The sequence below is a fragment of the Streptomyces sp. NPDC026301 genome (assembly GCF_055567935.1).
Map to the genome: position 1 here is coordinate 187,183 of NZ_JBVHPN010000013.1, position 17,252 is coordinate 204,434.

Here is a 17,252-nt window from a genome sequence, read left to right on the forward strand (position 1 = left end):
GGGCACCTGCGCGGCACGTGGTGTGGCGCAGGTGCGGTGTGTGGTGTGGCGCAGGTGCGGTGTGCGGATCCGGAAACGGCTCTCAGTGGCCGCGAGCGATCCACTCCTCCAGGTGCGGTGCCTCGTCCCCGATGGTGGTGCCGTCACCGTGGCCGGTGAACACCTTCGTCTGCGGCGGCAGGCCGAGCAGCCGTTCCTTGATGGACTCGACGATGGTCGGGAAGTGCGAGAACGACCGCCCGGTCGCGCCGGGCCCGCCCGCGAACAGGGTGTCCCCGGTGAACACGGCCTCCAGCGCAGGCGCGTACAGGCACACCGCGCCGGGCGCGTGCCCCGGCGTGTGCAGCACGGTCAGCTCCGTACCGGCCACCGTGAAGACCTGCCCGTCCCCCAGCTCACCGTCCGGCAGCCGCTCGGGGTGCGTCAGCTTCCACAGCGGCCAGTCGTCCGGGTGCAGCAGGACCGGCGCTGCGGCCCGGTCCGCGAGTTCCGGCGCGGCGTCGATGTGGTCGTTGTGCGCGTGCGTGGAAATGATCGCCAGCAGCCGACGGTCCCCGACGGCTTGCAGGATGGCCTCGGCGTCGTGCGCAGCATCGATGACGACTGCTTCGTTGTCATCACCGATGATCCATACGTTGTTGTCGACGTCCCACGTCCCGCCATCAAGGGAGAACGTCCCGGAGGTGACGAGCTGCTCGATGCGTGCCGCCATCACAGCACCACCACCGAACGGAGAACGTCGCCCTCATGCATCCGCGCGAACGCCTTCTCCACATCCTCGATCCCGATCGTCTCCGTCACAAACGCACCCAGGTCAATCCGCCCCTGCTGATGCAAGTCGACCAGCATCGGGAAGTCACGGGAGGGCAGACAGTCCCCGTACCAGGACGACTTCAACGCCCCACCCCGCCCGAACACATCCAGCAACGGCAACTCCAACGTCATCTCCGGCGTCGGCACCCCCACCAACACGACAGTCCCGGCCAGGTCACGGGCGTAGAACGCCTGCTTGTACGTCTCCGGACGCCCCACCGCCTCGATGACCACATCCGCGCCGAAGCCGCCGGTCAGCTCACGGATCGCCTCCACCGGGTCCACGGTCTTGGAATTCACCGTGTGCGTGGCACCGATCGTCTTGGCGGTCGCCAGCTTCCGGTCGTCGATATCCACCGCAATGATCTTCGCAGCACCCGCCAACCGAGCACCCGCAATCGCCGCATCACCCACGCCACCACAGCCGATCACCGCAACCGAGTCACCCCGGCCCACATTGCCGGTGTTGATCGCCGCACCGATCCCGGCCATCACGCCACAGCCCAGCAACCCGGCCACGGCGGGCGAGACGCTGGGGTCGACCTTGGTGCACTGCCCCGCCGCCACCAGCGTCTTCTCCGCGAACGCGCCAATGCCCAGCGCCGGCGACAGCTCCGTACCATCCGTCAGCGTCATCTTCTGCCGCGCATTGTGCGTATCGAAGCAGTACTGCGGACGCCCTCGCAGACACGCCCGACACTGCCCGCACACCGCACGCCAATTCAGAATGACGAAGTCGCCCGGGACGACGTCCGTGACGCCCTCACCCACCGACTCCACGACACCGGCGGCCTCGTGTCCCAGCAGGAACGGGAACTCATCATTGATCCCGCCCTGCTTGTAATGCAGGTCCGTATGGCACACACCGCACGCCTGGATCTGCACGACCGCCTCACCCGGACCGGGGTCCGGGATCACGATCGTCTCCACCCGTACCGGCTCGTTCTTCCCCGGTGCGATGACTCCGCGTACTTCCTGCGCCATGGGAGCAGCCTTTCGCCATGTCAGTTCGTGGGACGGGACTCCTGTCCTGCCCGCCCCCGGGTCCACCCTCGCGCTCGCGCGGGTACCGCGTCCAACATCCAGTTCTGATCACATTCATCGCTGGTCGTGCTCAATGGACGCCAGCAGTGCCTGGGCCGCGGGCGAGAGCCGGCCGCTGCGGGGCACGGCGATGCCGACGTTCCACACGGTGTCGGCGGCGAGCGGTACCGCGGCGAGCCCGCGCGCCTGATCCTTGTGCGTGACCGGGCGGGGCACCACCGCGACGCCCATCCCCCGCGCGACCAGGTCGAGGAGCGTGTACACGTCGTTGACCTCCATCGCCACCGTGCGGCGCGTGCCCGCGGCGGCGAACAGCGCGTCGGCGGCCCGCCGGGCGCCCCAGTCGCGGTGCAGGTCGACGAAGACCTCGCCGGCGAGCGCCTGCGGGGGCAGCGGTTCGCCGCCGTACGCCGCGAGCGGCTCGCCGCTGAAGACGAGCGGGTGGTCCGGGCGGCACAGCAGCATCATCGGCTCGGTCGCCACGGGGCGGATGCGCACGCCCTCCTCGTGCCCGTCGTACACGACGAACGCCAGGTCCAGGGCGCCGCGGCGGACCTCCCCGAGCAGGTGCGCCGAGCCGGACTGGACCATGTGGACCTCGATGCCGGGGTGGCGGCCGCGCAGGTCGGCCAGGAGCGAGACCGGGTCGACGATGCCCATGCACTGCTCGGTGCCGACGGCGAGGGTGCCGGTGAACAGGCCGCGTACGGCCGCGACCGCCTCCCGCGCCGCGGCGGCGCCGGCCAGCGTGCGGCGCGCCTCCACGAGGAAGGCCCGGCCTGCGGCGGTGAGCTGGACGCGGCGGGTGGTGCGGGCGAAGAGATCGGCGCCGAGTTCGCGTTCCAGCGCTCGTACGGAGGCGGACAGGCCGGACTGGGCGATGTGCAGCCGTTCAGCGGCGCGCGTGAAGTGCTGCTCCTCGGAGACGGCGACGAAGTGTTCCAGGTGCCTGAGTTCCACGATTAAGCACTGTAGATGCTGGGACCGGGGAGCGATACGGGTCGCGCTCGCCGCAGCGTACGGCACTGCGCGCGGGACCAAAATCCCCCCGCCGCCCTCTTGCGCCGCCCCCACTTCCGCACTTTAAGTTTGACCCCAAACGACCAGCCGCCGTACCCACCGTCCGTCCTTAAGGGGCTGCAGTGCCCGAACCCGCCGACTTCCCCACCGACCTCGTCCGCCCAACTGATCTCTCCCTCCCCACCGACCTCCCCACCGACCTCCCCGCCGACCTCGTCCTGCTCAACGGCCAGGTGCTCACCCTCGACGCCGCGTTCCGTACGGCCGAGGCGGTCGCCGTGCGCGGCGGTCGCATCGCCGCCACCGGGACCACCGCCGAACTGCGCCCGCTCATCGGCCCGCGTACCGAGGTCGTCGACCTCGCCGGCGGCACCGTCCTGCCCGGCATCAACGACTCGCACCTCCACGGCTGCGCGTTCGGCGCCACCCGCCCGCCGCTCGCCGTCGACGTCTCGACCCCCGCCGTGTCCTCGATCGCGGACATCCGCGCGGCCGTACGCGCCCAGGCGGACCGGCAGCCGCCCGGGACCTGGATCTTCGGCAACGGCTGGGACATCGGCTACCTCGCCGAGTGCCGCAGGGACGGCGCCCGCACGCCCACCCGCTGGGACCTGGACGAGGTCTCCCCCGACCACCCGGTCCTGCTGTACGAGTTCTCCGGGCACACCGCCTGGCTCAACTCCCGCGCCCTGGAGGCGGCGGGTATCACCGAGGACACCGCCGTACCGCCGGGCGGTGTCGTCGAGCGGCGCGCCGACGGCGCCCTCACCGGCATCCTCCGCGAGAGCGCCCAGGAACTGGTCAACACCGTCATCCCGCCCATGACCGAGGCCGCGCGCGAGGCCGCGATCCGGGCCGCGATCGACGTCTGCCACGCCGAAGGCATCACCAGCTTCACCGAGCCGGGGCTCGGGCCCGGCGGCAAGAGCCTCTTCCTCGGCTCCGCCGACACCGCCACGCTGAAGGTGTACGCGCGGATGGCGCGCGAGGGCCAACTCCGGGCACGCGTCAACGTCCTGCTCCTGCCCCTCGAAATGGGCGGCGCGGCGGCCGACCTCCCCGACCGCCTGGCTGCCCTCGAGGGGCTCTGCGATGGCGCCGACCCGCGGCTCCTCTCCGTCCTCGGCGTCAAGCTCTTCGCCGACGGGGTACCGCCCAGCCGTACGGCCTGGATGTCCGAGGAGTACGCGAACGGCGGCGGCCGCGGCAGCCTCTGCCTGCACGGCCACACCGACACCCAGCGCGTCGAGGAACTCACGGCCATCGTCCGCCAGGCCCACGTCAGAGGCCACCAACTCGGCGTCCACATCACCGGCGACGCCGGCATCGACGCGGTCGTGGAGGCCTTCGTGGCCGCCCAACTCGCCCACCCGCGCCCGGACGCCCGCCACTACATCATCCACGGCGACTTCGCCTCGCCCCGCGCGCTGGCCACCTTGGCGAAGCACGGCTGGGGCGCGAACATGAACCCCGGCGTCAAGGACGCCATCGCCGACCTGATGGACGACGTCGTCGGCCCGGAACGCTCGGCGTACCAGTGGCCCGTACGCAGCGCCGTCGACGCCGGCATCCCCGTCACCGCCAGCTCCGACGCCCCCATCACCTACCCCAATTGGCGCGCCGGCGTCTCCTCCATGCTCCTCCGCCGCTCCAAGGCCACCGGCCGCCCCAGCGGCCCCGACCAGTGCGTCGACCTCCGCACGGCCCTGCGCGCGTACACCACCCACGCCGCCCGCCAGGACTTCGCCGAGTCCTGGAAAGGCACCCTGGAACCCGGCAAAGCCGCCGACCTCTGCGTCCTGTCCGGCGACCTCCTCCACACACCCCCGGAAGACATCCCGTCCCTCCCGGTCACCATGACCGTCTTCAACGGCGAGGTGGTCCACGCCACCCACTGACCGAAGCGCAGGCGCCCATCACTCCGGCGTGAACTCATAACGCAGCTCGTACAGATGCCCGGCTTTGACCATGACGGTGACCTCGATGGGCAGGCCACTGTCGGTGTACACGGTGCGCAGCGTACGGAGGACCGGCAGACTGCCGGGGAGCTGCAGGAGCGTGTACTGCTCTTGCGTCGGCACCCGTGCGGAGACGCTGTCCACGCTGAGGCGTGGCGGATGTCCCTCGTGGGCGAGGAGAGCAGGCGTACCGCCCTTGATCTTGCGGCGCTCCATGAGGGCCGTGCCCCGCGCGAGCGCGAGCGGGTAGTACGAGGCGACCAGTTCCACGGGCTCTTCATCCACCGTGAGTACTTGCCGGCGCAGCAGCGCTCGGTCATCCGCGGCGATGTTGAGGGCGGCGCGTACGTCGGCCGGCGGCACGGCCTCCGAGACGTCGAGCAGCTCGCTCCGCGCCCGTATTCCCGGCTTCGGCGCATCGGCCACCCAGGGGTACGGCTCTCCAGGGGCCGCCGGTGCCATGTAAGCGGCAGGCCGTACCGTGTGCTGCCGATGCGTACGGACGGAGACAGCGGCACCGGCCCGGCCGACGACCAGGCCCTCATCCTTCAGCAGACCGACGGCCTTCTGCACGGTGGCGTTCGACGCGCTGAACCGTTCCTTGAGTTGCGCCGTGGACGGCAGTGATGACCCCGGCGCCAGGTCGCCGCTCATGATCTCGTCACGCAGGTCGGCGGCGATGCGTTCGTGAAGCGACCGTCGGTCGCAGTCGTCGGGCAGTGGCTTGGGCACGGTCATCCGATCCCGATCTCGTAGCGCAGCCGGGCGCTCCGCGCCCGCATGACCATCACGTCGGCCTGGATGGGGCGGTCGGTACTGTCCACTGTGAGGCGGACCAGTTGCAGTACCGGCTCGTCCGGTGGGAGCTGCAGGGCCTCGCGCTCCGCCCGGTCCGGCATCCGGGCGAGCACGTCCTCACGGACCCGGGCGCCGACGTGACCGAGGTCGGCGAGCAACCGCACCGCGCCGCCGCGGATCTTCGCGGTACCGGCGAGCCCAGTCCCACGGGCGATCTCCGCCGGGTAGTACGTGTCCGTCAACTCACATGGCTGGTCGTCGAGAAGCATCACGCGACGGCGCACGACAACCGGTTCGCCGACGGCCACGCCGAGCAGTTCCGCCACCTCCGCCGGCGCGGGAACTTCACCGGCGTGGACGACCCGCTGCGTCCCCCGCCCCCCTTTGGCCGCGGCCTCCCACGCCCCGCCGCGCCCCCATCCCCGTAGGGCTTTACAGATGTTGTTTGATCCCAAACAATATTCTTGCTCTTGCCGGATCTCGCCACCACCAGAGAAGGAGGCCGCGATGGGGCCCACGCTCGACAGCAGTTACGAGGACTGGGTGCATGTCGCCGGGCGGCTTGTGCCGGTGGGGCGGCATCGGATCGGGGGGCGGGAGGAGGACGGGGGCGGGGCGGTGTTCGGGGTGGTCGCGCCTCGGGACGGCTCGGTGATCGCCACCGTCGCCGATGGCGGGGAGAAGGAGGTCGATCTTGCGGTGGCGGCGGCCCGCCGGGCGTTCGACTCCGGGCCCTGGCCGCGGCTCGCCCCCGCCGACCGGGGGCGTGTCCTGCTGCGGATTGCCGATCTCGTCGAAGAGCACCGCTCCGAGGTCGCGGCGCTGATCTCGTTGGAGAACGGCAAGCCGATCGCAGAGTCGTACGGGATCGAACTGCGGGCCGTCGCCGGGACTTTCCGGTGGTACGGGCAGCTCGCCGACAAGCTGCATGATGAAGTGCCGCATACCGATCCCGGTGCGCTCGCGCTCGTCACGCGGGAGCCGGCCGGTGTGGTCGGTGCGGTCGTGCCCTGGAACTTTCCGCTCACGCTCGCCGCCTGGAAGATCGCCCCGGCGCTGGCCGCCGGCTGCACCGTCGTGCTCAAGCCCTCCGAGCTGACCCCGCTCTCCGCCCTGTACCTCGGCAGGCTCGTCGACGAGGCCATGGAGGAGGCCGGGCTGCCGGGCGGCGTGCTGAACGTCGTCGCGGGCGACGGGCCGACCGCCGGCCGCGCCCTCGGCCTGCACCCGGACGTCGACGTGCTCGCCTTCACCGGCTCCACCGCCGTCGGCCGCCACTACCTGCGCTACGCCGCCGACTCCAACCTCAAGCGGGTCTGGCTGGAGCTGGGCGGCAAGTCCCCCAACATCGTGCTGCCCGACGCCCCGGACCTGGACGCCGCCGCGGCCACCGCCGCCTGGGGCATCTTCTTCAACCAGGGCGAGATGTGCACCGCGCCGTCCCGGCTGCTCGTGCACTCCTCGGTCGCGGAGCGGGTGACGGACGCGGTGGTCGCGCGTGCCGAAGCGCTGCGGGTCGGTGATCCGTTGGATCCGGCGACCGAGATGGGCGCGCTGGCGGGCACGGCCCGGCTGGACGCCGTACGCGGGCACATCGACGCGGCCCGCGCGGCCGGCGCCCGGCTCCGTACCGGTGGCGCGCCGCTCGATCCGGCGCCCGTGCCCGGCGGTACGTACCTCCGGCCCACCGTCTTCGACCGGGTCACCCCGGACATGGCCGTGGCCCGCGAGGAGGTCTTCGGGCCGGTGCTCTCCGTGCTGACCTTCGACAGCGTCGAGGAGGCGGTGGCGCTGGCCAATGACACCGAGTACGGGCTGGCGGCGGGGCTGTGGACCGGCGATCTCAGCACCGCGCACACCGTCTCGCGCGCCCTGCGCGCCGGCACGGTCTGGGTCAACTGCTACGAGGAGGGCGACCTGACCGTGCCTTTCGGCGGCTACAAGCAGTCCGGCAACGGCCGCGACAAGTCAGCGCATGCGCTGGAGAAGTACACCGAGCTCAAGACCACTTGGATTCAGTTGTGAGCACCCGAGCGCGAGACCACTTGGATTCATTGGATTCGGTTGTGAGTATCCGCACGCACGCCGGCGTACGTCCCCGCGTACGGCCCCGCGTACGGCCGCTGATCGCTCTGCCCCAGCGGTTCTCCGCATCGACGTCCGCGCTGCGGTATGAGGCGGTGGTGACCGCGCGGGCGCTCGCCGATGCCGTGCTGCGGGCCGGTGGTGAGCCGTTCATGATGCATCCGTACGCGCCCGAGGGGCGGGTGGACGAGGCGGAGGTCGCCGGCCGGCTGGCGCGTTGTGACGGGGTGCTGCTGCCGGGTGGCGGGGACCTGACGCCGCGGCTGTACGCGGCGGCGGAGGCGGCCGTGCACGAGAGCGTGTACGACGTGGACGAGGAGCAGGACGCGTTCGACCTGGCCGTCGCCCGGTACGCGCTGGGGGCCGGGCTGCCCACGCTCGCCGTCTGCCGCGGGCTGCAGGCCGTGAACGTCGCGCTGGGCGGCACGCTGCGGCAGGACATGGGAGGCCCGGACCGGGAACACCGGCACGTCGTGCATCCCGTACGGCTGACGAGCGGGTCGGCCGTGGCCCGCGCGGCCGGTACGGAGCGGGTCGACGCGTCCTGCTTCCACCACCAGTGCGTGGACCGGCTCGGGGACGGGCTCGCGGTGACCGGCCGGGCCGCCGACGGGACGGTCGAGGCGCTGGAACTGCCGGACGGGAAGGGGTGGTTCGCCGCCGTGCAGTGGCACCCGGAGGACACCGCGGCGAAGGACCCGGCGCAGCAGGGGCTGTTCGACGCGCTGGTGGCGGCCGCCTCGTAGCGCGTTGCCCCCGTTACCCGCGCGCCCGCCGTCCGCTCCGCCGCGGGCGCGGTTCCGCGCCGTTCAGGAGATCCAGGCGGCGCTGTTCGCCGTCCGTCTCGACCCGGACGACGATCCGGCGCAGCAGGTCGGCCAGTTGGCGGGCCTCGGCGTCGCTGAGGTCGTCGGTGACGAACGCTTCCTCGGCGTTGAACTGCGGGAAGATCTCCGCCATCAGCTCCTCGCCCGCCGGGGTGAGGGAGAGCAGCGCGAGCCGGCCGTCGGTCGGGTGCCCGCTGCGCTCCATGAGGCCGCGCCCCTGGAGCGTGCGGGCGACGCCGGTGAGCGTGCCCTTGGAGATGCCGGCCTCCTCGGCGACCCGCCGGGTCTCCATCTCGCCCCAGATCCACACCACCCACAGCACCACGAACGAGGTCCAGGTCAGCTCGGCGCCGCGCAGCACCGAGTTCTCGAAGTGCTGCCGGACCGCGGCGGCGGCCCGGTAGATGTTGCCCACCGCGGCCATCTGCGCGTGCCGGATGGGCGTCTCACCGAGCTTGGCCTGTACCGCCTTCTCCGTGTCCCCGATGGAACGGTGGCCGGTCACCACGGCTTCTCCCGCATCTCCCCACACCTTCCTGCGAACCCGCCCGGACCCTTGCCGGGTGTCGTTTGTGGTCGTACGATCTGCCGCACCGCGATCCGTACGGGCTCAAACGATATCGCGGCCTCCCCAACATCGCCTGCCCAGCACCGCCTGCCCAGCTCGGCCTCCCCCGCCGCTCGCCCGTACGCCCGCGCCGCGCGCTCGTGCCCCATCATCCCCGCCCCAGGAGCCTGGCATGGCCATCGACCCACGCGCTCCCGCCGCCCGCCCGTCGGGCGCGGCACCGCCCGCGACCCCGTCGCCCCGCATCGGCGTCCCCGGCATCGTCTTCTTCATCATCGCCGCCTCGGCGCCGCTCACCGTCGCGGCCGGCGGCATCCCGCAGTCCCTCGGCGTCACCGGCGTCCTCGGCATCCCGCTGCTCTACCTGCTGATCGCGGTCCTGCTGGCGGTCTTCAGCGCGGGCTACGCGGCGATGAGCCGGCACATCACCGGCGCCGGCGCCTTTTACGCCTACGCGGCGCACGGCATCGGCCGCACCGCGGGCGTCGCCGCCGCCTTCGTCGCGCTGGTCTCCTACAACGCGATGCAGGTCGGCATCGCCGGGCTCTTCGGCGCCACCACCGCCGACTTCCTGAAGGCCCGCACCGGTCTGGACGTGCCGTGGTGGGCCCTCGTACTGGCCGCTACGGCGCTGGTCGGAGCGCTGGGCTACCGGCGGATCGACGTGGGCGCCAAGGTCCTCGCCGTGCTCATCGTCATCGAGTCCGGGACCGTGCTGGTCTTCGACATCGCGCAGTTCGGGCACGCCCCGCAGGGCGTCTCGCTGACCCCGCTCACCTGGCACGCGGCCACCGACGGCGCGCTCGGCGTCGCCCTGTGCTGCATCTTCGCCGCCTTCATGGGATTTGAATCGGCGGCGCTGTACGGCGAGGAGTGCAAGGACCCGCGACGCACGATCGGCCGCGCGACCTACACCGCCGTCGCGCTCATCGGCGTCTTCTACGCCGGCACGGCCTGGGCGATGATCAGCGGCGCCGGGGACGGGCACGCGGTGCGCTACGCCGCCGCGCACGGCCCCGAGATGATGTTCGCGCTGGGCGCGGACAGCCTCGGCCCGCTCTTCTCCGACCTGGCCCAACTCTTCCTGATCACCTCCCTGATCGCCGCACTGCTCTCCTTCCACAACGCGGTGGCACGTTACGTACGTTCCCTCGGCCGCGAAGGCGTGCTGCCGCGCGGGCTGGGCGCGCTGCACCCCCGGTACGGCTCCCCGGCGCGCGGCTCGCTCGCGCAGACCGCGGTGACGGTGGCCGTGACCGCGCTCTTCGCGCTGGCAGGCCGCGACCCGGTGGACGACGTCTTCACCTGGCTCACCAACCTCGGGGCGCTGGGCGTCATCCTGCTGCTGCTCGTCACGTCGGTGGCGGTGATCTGTTACTTCGCGCGCCGTGGCGGCAGCCGTACGGACGAGGGGCGGGGCGGCAGCCGTACGGACGAGGGCGCGTGGCAGCGGCTGATCGCCCCCGGGCTCTCGGCCGTGGCCCTCGCCGTGATCTTCTACCTCGCGCTCACCAACTTCCAGGTCCAGCTCGGCGTCGGCCCCGGCAATCCGCTCCGCTGGATCCTGCCCTGCCTGGTCCTCGTGGCCGCCGTGCTGGGCGCCGCCTGGGCCCGTTACCTGCGCGCGGCGCGCCCCGCCGCGTACGCCGCGATCGGCACCTGCGCCACGGACGACACGCCCTGATCACCGCCCCGCATCCCCCTTCGAGGAGCTGCCATGCCCGACAAGCCCCGGAAGCCCGTCTCCCGCCGCCACCTGCTCGCCGCCACCGGCGCCGCCACGCTCGCCGGCGGGACCGCCGCCGCCCTGGGAGCCGCCCCCGCCGCGTCCGCCGCGCCTCGCGTCCGCCCGCTCGACGGCCCCCGCCTCGTCCTGCTCGGTACCGCGGCGGGCCCGCCCCCGGAGGCGACGCGGCGCGGCATCGCCAGCGCGCTGGTCGTGGACGGTCGAACGTACGTGATCGACTGCGGACGGTCGGCCGTGACGCAGTACGGCCTGGCCGGCCTGAAGCTCGCCGACCTCGAGTCGATCTTCCTGACCCATCTGCACGCCGACCACATCGCCGACTACTACAACTTCTTCCTGCTCGGCGCGCAGCTCTCCAACGACGAGGACGACCTGATCACCAAGCCGGTGGACGTGTACGGGCCGGGCCCGGCCGGTGCGCTGCCGCCCGCCTTCGACAACGACGACCCGCCGGTCGTCGCGCCGCACCACCCCACCCCGGGCCTGAAGCGGCTCACCGAGAAGCAGATCGAGGCGTTCGCGTACAGCACCAACATCTTCATCCGGGACTCCGACATCGCGGATGTCCGGGACATCATCCGTACCCATGAGATCGAGCTGCCGGAGGGCACGGGCGCCCACCCGCTGGGCCCGACCGCGCCGCCCATGGAGCCGTTCGAGGTGAGGGACGACGGGACGGTCCGGGTGACCGCGATCCTGGTGGACCACGGGCCGGTCTTCCCGTCGTACGCCTTCCGGTTCGACACGGAGCACGGGTCGGTGGTCTTCTCCGGCGACACGGTCAGGCACGACAACGTCGTACGGCTCGCCCGGGGCGCCGACCTCCTCGTGCACGAGGTGATGGACGCGGACTTCTACCGCGCCGCCGGACTGCCGCCCGCCTACCTGGATCACATGTTGCAGTCGCACACGGACGTCACGGAGGTCGGCCCGATCGCCGAGGCCGCGGGCGTCGACACCCTCGCCCTGAGCCACATCTGCCCGTCCGACCCGAAGGACGTCTCCTCGGCGGAGTGGCGCCGCCGCGCGGGCAAGGGCTTCTCGGGCCGGGTCATCGCGGGCGAGGACCTCCAGCAGATCCCGCTGCGGAGGCGATGACCGGACCGCGGAGGCCGGGGCGCGGTCAGCCGCCCGACGTGTCCAGCTCCGCGTCCGCGCTCACGCCCGCGCAGTCGTACGGGTCGTCCAGCCAGCCGTCCGGGAGGACGACCTTGTTGCGGCCCGAGGTGCGGCCGCGCGGGCCGTCGGCGCCGGCCGGCCACGGCTGGTCGAGGTCCAGCTCGGCGAGGTGGTCGGCGAGTTCGGCGAGGGAGGAGGAGACGGCGAGCTTGCGGCGCATCTCCGAGCCGACCGCGAAGCCCTTCGTGTACCAGGCGACGTGCTTGCGGAAGTCGATCACGCCGCGCGCCTCGTCGCCCAGCCACTCGCCGAGCAGGGTGGCGTGCCGGACCATGACCTCGGCGACCTCCTTCATGGTCGGCCGCGCGTAGTCCTCCTCGCGGCCCTCGAAGGCGGCGACCAGGTCGCCGAAGAGCCAGGGGCGGCCGAGGCAGCCGCGGCCGACGACCACGCCGTCGCAGCCGGTCTCGCGCATCATCCGGAGCGCGTCCTCGGCGGACCAGATGTCGCCGTTGCCGAGCACCGGGATGTCGCTGACGGCGCCGACGTGCTCCTTCAGGCGCGCGATGGCCTCCCAGTCGGCGGTGCCGCCGTAGTGCTGGGCGGCGGTGCGGCCGTGCAGCGCGACGGCGGTGACGCCCTCCTCGACCGCGATCCGCCCGGCGTCGAGGTAGGTGATGTGGTCGTCGTCGATGCCCTTGCGCATCTTGATCGTGACGGGCAGCGAGCCGGCGTTGCCGACCGCCTCGCGCAGGATCGAACGCAGCAGGTGGCGCTTGTACGGGAGGGCCGAGCCGCCGCCCTTGCGGGTCACCTTCGGGACCGGGCAGCCGAAGTTCAGGTCGATGTGGTCGGCCAGGTCCTCGTCCGCGATCATGCGGACGGCCTTGCCGACGGTGTCCGGGTCGACCCCGTACAGCTGGATCGAGCGCGGCTTCTCGGTCGCGTCGAAGTGGATCAGCTGCATGGTCTTCTCGTTGCGCTCGACCAGCGCCCGCGTGGTGATCATCTCGCTGACGAAGAGACCCTTGCCGCCCGAGAACTCCCGGCACAGGGTCCGGAAGGGCGCGTTGGTGATCCCGGCCATCGGCGCGAGGACCACCGGGGGCTGCACACTGTGCGGGCCGATCTGCAGCGAGGACATCTGAAGCGGGTTCCTTCGACGGGGTACATGGGACGGGTGCGGCCTCCCATTGTCCCGCACGCGACGGGGCACCTGTACAGGGACCGGGCGGCCGCCCGCCACAGACCCCCACACAGATAATCGTTGTAACGTTCAATCATGCCCGAGCTCACCCACCGGCGACGGATGCTGGTGCTGGCGATCTGCTGCATGAGCCTGCTGATCGTCAGCCTGGACAACACCGTCCTCAACGTCGCCCTGCCGTCCCTCCGCCGCGACCTGGACGCCTCCGTGTCCGGTATGCAGTGGACCATCGACGCCTACACCCTGGTCCTGGCGTCGCTGCTGATGCTGGCCGGCTCCACGGCGGACCGGCTCGGCCGCCGCCGGGTCTTCCAGACCGGCCTGATCGTCTTCACCCTCGGCTCGCTGCTGTGCAGCCTCGCGCCGAGCCTGCCGTGGCTGGTGGCGTTCCGGATGGTCCAGGCGGTGGGCGGCTCGATGCTCAACCCCGTCGCCATGTCGATCATCACCAACACCTTCACCGAGCCGCGCGAACGGGCCCGCGCGATCGGCGTGTGGGGCGGTGTGGTCGGCCTGAGCATGGCCGCGGGTCCGGTGGTCGGCGGGCTGCTCGTGGAGGCCGTCGACTGGCGGGCGATCTTCTGGATCAACGTACCCATCGGGCTGCTCGCGCTCTTCCTGACCATCCGCTACGTCCCGCACTCCCGCGCGCCCCACCCGCGCCGCGTGGACCCCGTGGGCCAGGTCCTGGTCGTCCTGCTGCTCGGCTCGCTGACGTACGCGATCATCGAGGCGCCCGAGGCGGGCTGGAGCTCGCCGCTGATCACGGGCTGCGTCGCGCTGGCCGTACTGTCCCTCGCCGGGCTGATCGGCTACGAGCGACGGCGCACCGAGCCGCTGATCGAGCTGCGCTTCTTCCGCAGCGCGCCCTTCAGCGGCGCCACGGTCATCGCCGTGAGCGCGTTCGCCGCGCTCGGCGGCTTCCTCTTCGTCAACACGCTCTACCTCCAGGACATCCGCGGCCTCTCGGCGCTCGGAGCGGGCCTGTACATGCTGCCGATGGCGGTGATGACGCTGATCTTCGCGCCGCTGTCCGGGCGGCTGGTCGGCGCCCGCGGGCCACGGCTGCCGCTGCTGCTGGCCGGTACGGGCATGTCGATCAGCGGCGTCCTCTTCGCCGGCTTCGAGGCGGAGACCAGTACACCGCTGCTCTTCACCGGTTACGTGCTCTTCGGCATCGGCTTCGGGCTGGTCAACGCGCCGATCACCAACACTGCCGTGTCCGGGATGCCGCGCGCGCAGGCCGGGGTCGCCGCCGCGGTGGCCTCCACCAGCCGCCAGGTGGGCCAGTCGCTGGGTGTGGCCGTGATCGGCGCGGTGCTGGCGAGCGGCGCCGGGGCTGCCGCCTCCGACGACCGGTTCGCCGCCGCCGGCCGCCCGGCCTGGTGGATCATCACCGGCTGCGGCCTGGCCGTCCTCCTCGTCGGCGCCCTCACCAGCGGCCGCTGGGCCCGCGAAACGGCCCGCCGCGCGGCCCACCAGCTGGAGGAAGTCCCGGCGGACGGCCGAGCGGCCGGGAGCCGCCAGGAGCCCAGCCACCGGGAGCCCTAACTCGCGACGGCCTCCGCTGTCCCCGCGGCTTCCGCCGCCACCGCCAGCTCCCGCAGCCGTTCCAGCCGCTGCCGCGACGCCTCGTCCTGCGGGGAGTACACCGTCACCCGGATGCCCTCGCGCGCGCCGACGTACAGCGGGGTGTTGGCCACCCGCACCAGCCCGACCTCCGGGTTGTCGAAGGTCTTGGTCTTCGCCCTGGCACACAGCACCTCGTGCCGGTCCCAGAGCTCCCGGAACTCCGGCGAGGCCCGCTGCAGCCGCTTGAGCAGCGCCTTCCAGGCGGGCTCCGCGACGTGCTCGGCCATCGCGGCCCGGAAGCGGGCCGTCATCTGCCCCAGCGTCTTCTCCAGGTCGGGCACGGCGGCCCGCCACTCCGGGTGTGTGAAGGTCAGCCACAGGCAGTTGCGGTCCTGCGGCTCCAGCGCGTCGAGGTCGGTCAGCAGCCGCCCGTACGTGCGGTTGTACGCGAGGATGTCGTACCGCCGGTTCTGTACGCAGGCCGGGAACGGCTCCAGCTGCGCCAGCACCTGCCGCAGCTCCGGCGAGACCACCGCGCACTCGCCGCCGGGCGCCGGGTCGACCGCGTCGGCGAGCGCGAAGAGGTGCGCGCGCTCGCTGGCGTCGAAGAGCAGCGCCCGCGCGACCGCGTCCAGTACCTGCGCCGAGACGTGGATGTCCCGGGCCTGTTCGAGCCAGGTGTACCAAGTGACCCCGACCGCAGCGAGCTGGGCGACCTCCTCGCGGCGCAGCCCGGGGGTGCGCCGGCGGGCGCCGCGCGGCAGACCGACCCGCTCCGGCGGGATGCGTTCGCGGCGGCTGCGCAGGAACGCGGCCAGCTCGTGCCGGCGGACCCGGGCGGCGTCGCGGGCGGGCGCGGGGAGTTCCGTGACGGTCATGCTTCCAGGGTGGCGCACCGCCGAGCCGGTTGCCAGGTAGTGCCGGTACCAGGATGAGCACACTCTGGTACCCGGCTGGGCGCTGCCGGATCGTCGGAGTGTGAGCACCACGACGACACCTCAGACGACTCCCACGACGACGCCGGAGACGCCGGCTCCGGAAGGCCGCGGCGCCGGACCTTCAGCGGCCGCCCCCGCCGCCCCGGCCGCCCGCCTGACCGCACTCGGCCTGGCCACCCTCCTCCTGGGCGCCGCGCTGCCCATGACCGACTTCTTCATCGTGAACGTCGCCCTGCCGTCCATCGAGCGCGACCTGCGGGCCGGGCCCGCCGTCCTGGAGATGGTCGCGGCGGCCTACGCCATGGCGTACGCCGTGCTGCTCGTCCTCGGCGGCCGGCTCGGCGACACCTACGGCCGGCGGCGGCTGTTCCTGTGGGGCGCGGCCGCCTTCGGCGTGACCTCGCTGGCCTGCGGCCTGGCGCCGGACGCCTGGTCGCTGGTGGCGGCGCGGGCCGCGCAGGGCGCCGCGTCCGCGGTGATGCTGCCGCAGGTGCTGGCCACCATCCACGCCACGACGTCCGGCGCGCGGCGCGGCCGGGCGCTCGGCCTGTACGGCGCGACGGGCGGTGTCGCCGGGGTGGCCGGGCAGCTGCTCGGCGGGCTGCTGGTCTCCGCCGACCTGCTGGGCACCGGCTGGCGCGCGATCTTCCTGGTGAACGTGCCGGTGGTGGCGGCCATCCTGCTGCTGGGCCGGTTCTCGGTACCGGACAGCCGGGCGGCGCGGCCGTCCCGCGGCGACCGGGCCGGCACCGTCCTCTTCGCGCTCGCCCTGGTCGCGCTGCTGCTGCCGCTGACCGAGGGCCGGGCGGCCGGCGGTCCGCTGTGGTCCTGGCTACTGCTGGCCGCCGCACCCCTGCTGGCCTGGGCGTTCTACGTGGTCGAGCGGCGGGCCGAGCGCACCGGCGGCGCCCCGCTGCTGCCGCCCTCCCTGCTGCGCGAGCCGGGCGTCCGGCGCGGCCTGGCCGTCGCCGTGCCGCTCTTCGCGGGCTTCGGCGGCTTCATGTTCGTGGTGGCGGTCGCACTCCAGCAGGGGCTGCGGCTGTCGCCGCTGGTGGCGGGGGCCGCGGTGGTCCCGATGAGCGTGGCCTTCCTGGCCGGTTCGCTGTACGGGCCGCGGCTCGTCCCCCGCCTCGGCAGCCGGGTCCTGACGGCCGGCGCGCTGATCCACGCCGTGGGGCTGGCCCTGCTCGCCGGCACCGTCCTGGCCGGCTGGCCGCACCTGAGCCCGCTGACGCTCGCCCCCGGCATGGCCGTGATCGGCGCCGGCCAGGGCTTCCAGCTCCCGACGTACTTCCGGGTGATGCTGGCCTCCGTACCGCCGGAGCGGGCGGGCGCGGGCAGCGGCCTCTCGGTCACCGCCCAGCAGACCTGCCTGGCCCTCGGGGTCGCGACGATCGGCTCGGTGTACCTGGGCCTGGTCCCGTCGGCCGGCGTCCGGAACGCCCTGCTCATCGCCTTCGCCGTCCAGTTCGCGGGCCTGCTGGCGATGGCGGCCCTCTCCCGCCGCCTGCCGCGGTCCCTGAACTGACCCCGTCCCGCGCCCCGGAACGCCCCAC

General features: G+C 72.6%; 15 protein-coding genes. 7 read left to right on the forward strand and 8 right to left on the reverse strand.

Features of this window, described 5'->3' with window-relative positions; translation table 11 throughout:
• Window positions 1–82: 82 nt before the first annotated feature.
• From ACZ4MH_RS23700 to ACZ4MH_RS23710, 3 genes are all read right to left on the reverse strand, one after another.
• Window positions 83–712, reverse strand: a complete 630-nt coding sequence (locus ACZ4MH_RS23700; protein ID WP_351589295.1) for an MBL fold metallo-hydrolase — start codon at window positions 710–712, stop codon at window positions 83–85.
• Entirely contained in the window at window positions 712–1,797 is a 1,086-nt protein-coding gene (locus ACZ4MH_RS23705; RefSeq protein ID WP_351589298.1) for an S-(hydroxymethyl)mycothiol dehydrogenase, read from the reverse strand. Before ACZ4MH_RS23705 ends, ACZ4MH_RS23700 begins: the two co-directional genes overlap by 1 nt.
• Window positions 1,798–1,911: 114 nt before the next feature.
• Window positions 1,912–2,817: a LysR family transcriptional regulator gene (locus ACZ4MH_RS23710; protein ID WP_351589301.1), complete on the reverse strand. Its 906-nt coding sequence runs from the start codon at window positions 2,815–2,817 to the stop codon at window positions 1,912–1,914.
• Between the two features lie 182 nt (window positions 2,818–2,999).
• On the opposite strand from ACZ4MH_RS23710, the gene ACZ4MH_RS23715 reads away from it, so the two are divergent.
• Complete coding sequence (locus ACZ4MH_RS23715) at window positions 3,000–4,775, forward strand: amidohydrolase (RefSeq protein ID WP_351589304.1); 1,776 nt, start codon at window positions 3,000–3,002, stop codon at window positions 4,773–4,775.
• A gap of 18 nt (window positions 4,776–4,793) precedes the next feature.
• Here the strand turns inward: ACZ4MH_RS23715 and ACZ4MH_RS23720 are convergent, their stop codons facing one another.
• Complete coding sequence (locus ACZ4MH_RS23720) at window positions 4,794–5,573, reverse strand: GntR family transcriptional regulator (RefSeq protein ID WP_351589307.1); 780 nt, start codon at window positions 5,571–5,573, stop codon at window positions 4,794–4,796.
• A complete protein-coding gene (locus ACZ4MH_RS23725; RefSeq protein ID WP_351589479.1) occupies window positions 5,570–6,088 on the reverse strand; it encodes a GntR family transcriptional regulator in 519 nt (172 codons plus the stop codon). The genes ACZ4MH_RS23720 and ACZ4MH_RS23725 overlap by 4 nt, the downstream gene beginning before the upstream one ends.
• Window positions 6,089–6,140: 52 nt before the next feature.
• Here ACZ4MH_RS23725 and ACZ4MH_RS23730 point away from each other — a divergent pair, with 52 nt between their 5' ends.
• Both ACZ4MH_RS23730 and ACZ4MH_RS23735 read left to right on the forward strand, forming a co-directional pair.
• The gene (locus tag ACZ4MH_RS23730; RefSeq protein ID WP_351589309.1) at window positions 6,141–7,658 is read left to right on the forward strand and encodes an aldehyde dehydrogenase; all 1,518 of its coding nucleotides are present in this window, start codon (window positions 6,141–6,143) and stop codon (window positions 7,656–7,658) included.
• Between the two features lie 41 nt (window positions 7,659–7,699).
• The gene (locus tag ACZ4MH_RS23735) at window positions 7,700–8,464 is read left to right on the forward strand and encodes a gamma-glutamyl-gamma-aminobutyrate hydrolase family protein (protein WP_351589311.1); all 765 of its coding nucleotides are present in this window, start codon (window positions 7,700–7,702) and stop codon (window positions 8,462–8,464) included.
• A 13-nt stretch (window positions 8,465–8,477) separates the two neighbouring features.
• Here the strand turns inward: ACZ4MH_RS23735 and ACZ4MH_RS23740 are convergent, their stop codons facing one another.
• Window positions 8,478–9,050: a MarR family winged helix-turn-helix transcriptional regulator gene (locus ACZ4MH_RS23740; RefSeq protein WP_351589314.1), complete on the reverse strand. Its 573-nt coding sequence runs from the start codon at window positions 9,048–9,050 to the stop codon at window positions 8,478–8,480.
• Window positions 9,051–9,285: 235 nt separating this feature from the next.
• Here ACZ4MH_RS23740 and ACZ4MH_RS23745 point away from each other — a divergent pair, with 235 nt between their 5' ends.
• Complete coding sequence (locus tag ACZ4MH_RS23745) at window positions 9,286–10,797, forward strand: APC family permease (protein ID WP_351589317.1); 1,512 nt, start codon at window positions 9,286–9,288, stop codon at window positions 10,795–10,797.
• 33 nt (window positions 10,798–10,830) lie between these two features.
• Window positions 10,831–11,958 carry an MBL fold metallo-hydrolase gene (locus ACZ4MH_RS23750; protein WP_351589320.1) on the forward strand — a complete coding sequence of 376 codons (1,128 nt, stop codon included), beginning with the start codon at window positions 10,831–10,833 and terminating at the stop codon, window positions 11,956–11,958.
• A gap of 25 nt (window positions 11,959–11,983) precedes the next feature.
• Here the strand turns inward: ACZ4MH_RS23750 and dusB are convergent, their stop codons facing one another.
• Window positions 11,984–13,123 carry a tRNA dihydrouridine synthase DusB gene (gene dusB / locus ACZ4MH_RS23755; protein WP_351589323.1) on the reverse strand — a complete coding sequence of 380 codons (1,140 nt, stop codon included), beginning with the start codon at window positions 13,121–13,123 and terminating at the stop codon, window positions 11,984–11,986.
• Window positions 13,124–13,261: 138 nt separating this feature from the next.
• Here dusB and ACZ4MH_RS23760 point away from each other — a divergent pair, with 138 nt between their 5' ends.
• On the forward strand, window positions 13,262–14,737 hold the full coding sequence (locus ACZ4MH_RS23760; RefSeq protein WP_351589326.1) for an MFS transporter: 1,476 nt from the start codon (window positions 13,262–13,264) through the stop codon (window positions 14,735–14,737).
• Here the strand turns inward: ACZ4MH_RS23760 and ACZ4MH_RS23765 are convergent.
• Window positions 14,734–15,636, reverse strand: coding sequence for a helix-turn-helix transcriptional regulator (locus tag ACZ4MH_RS23765; RefSeq protein ID WP_351589329.1), 903 nt, complete (start codon window positions 15,634–15,636; stop codon window positions 14,734–14,736). The genes ACZ4MH_RS23760 and ACZ4MH_RS23765 overlap by 4 nt on opposite strands.
• Window positions 15,637–15,736: 100 nt before the next feature.
• On the opposite strand from ACZ4MH_RS23765, the gene ACZ4MH_RS23770 reads away from it, so the two are divergent.
• Window positions 15,737–17,224 (forward strand): MFS transporter, encoded by a 1,488-nt coding sequence (locus tag ACZ4MH_RS23770; protein ID WP_467754668.1) that lies wholly within the window; start codon window positions 15,737–15,739, stop codon window positions 17,222–17,224.
• The last annotated feature ends 28 nt before the right edge of the window (window positions 17,225–17,252 follow it).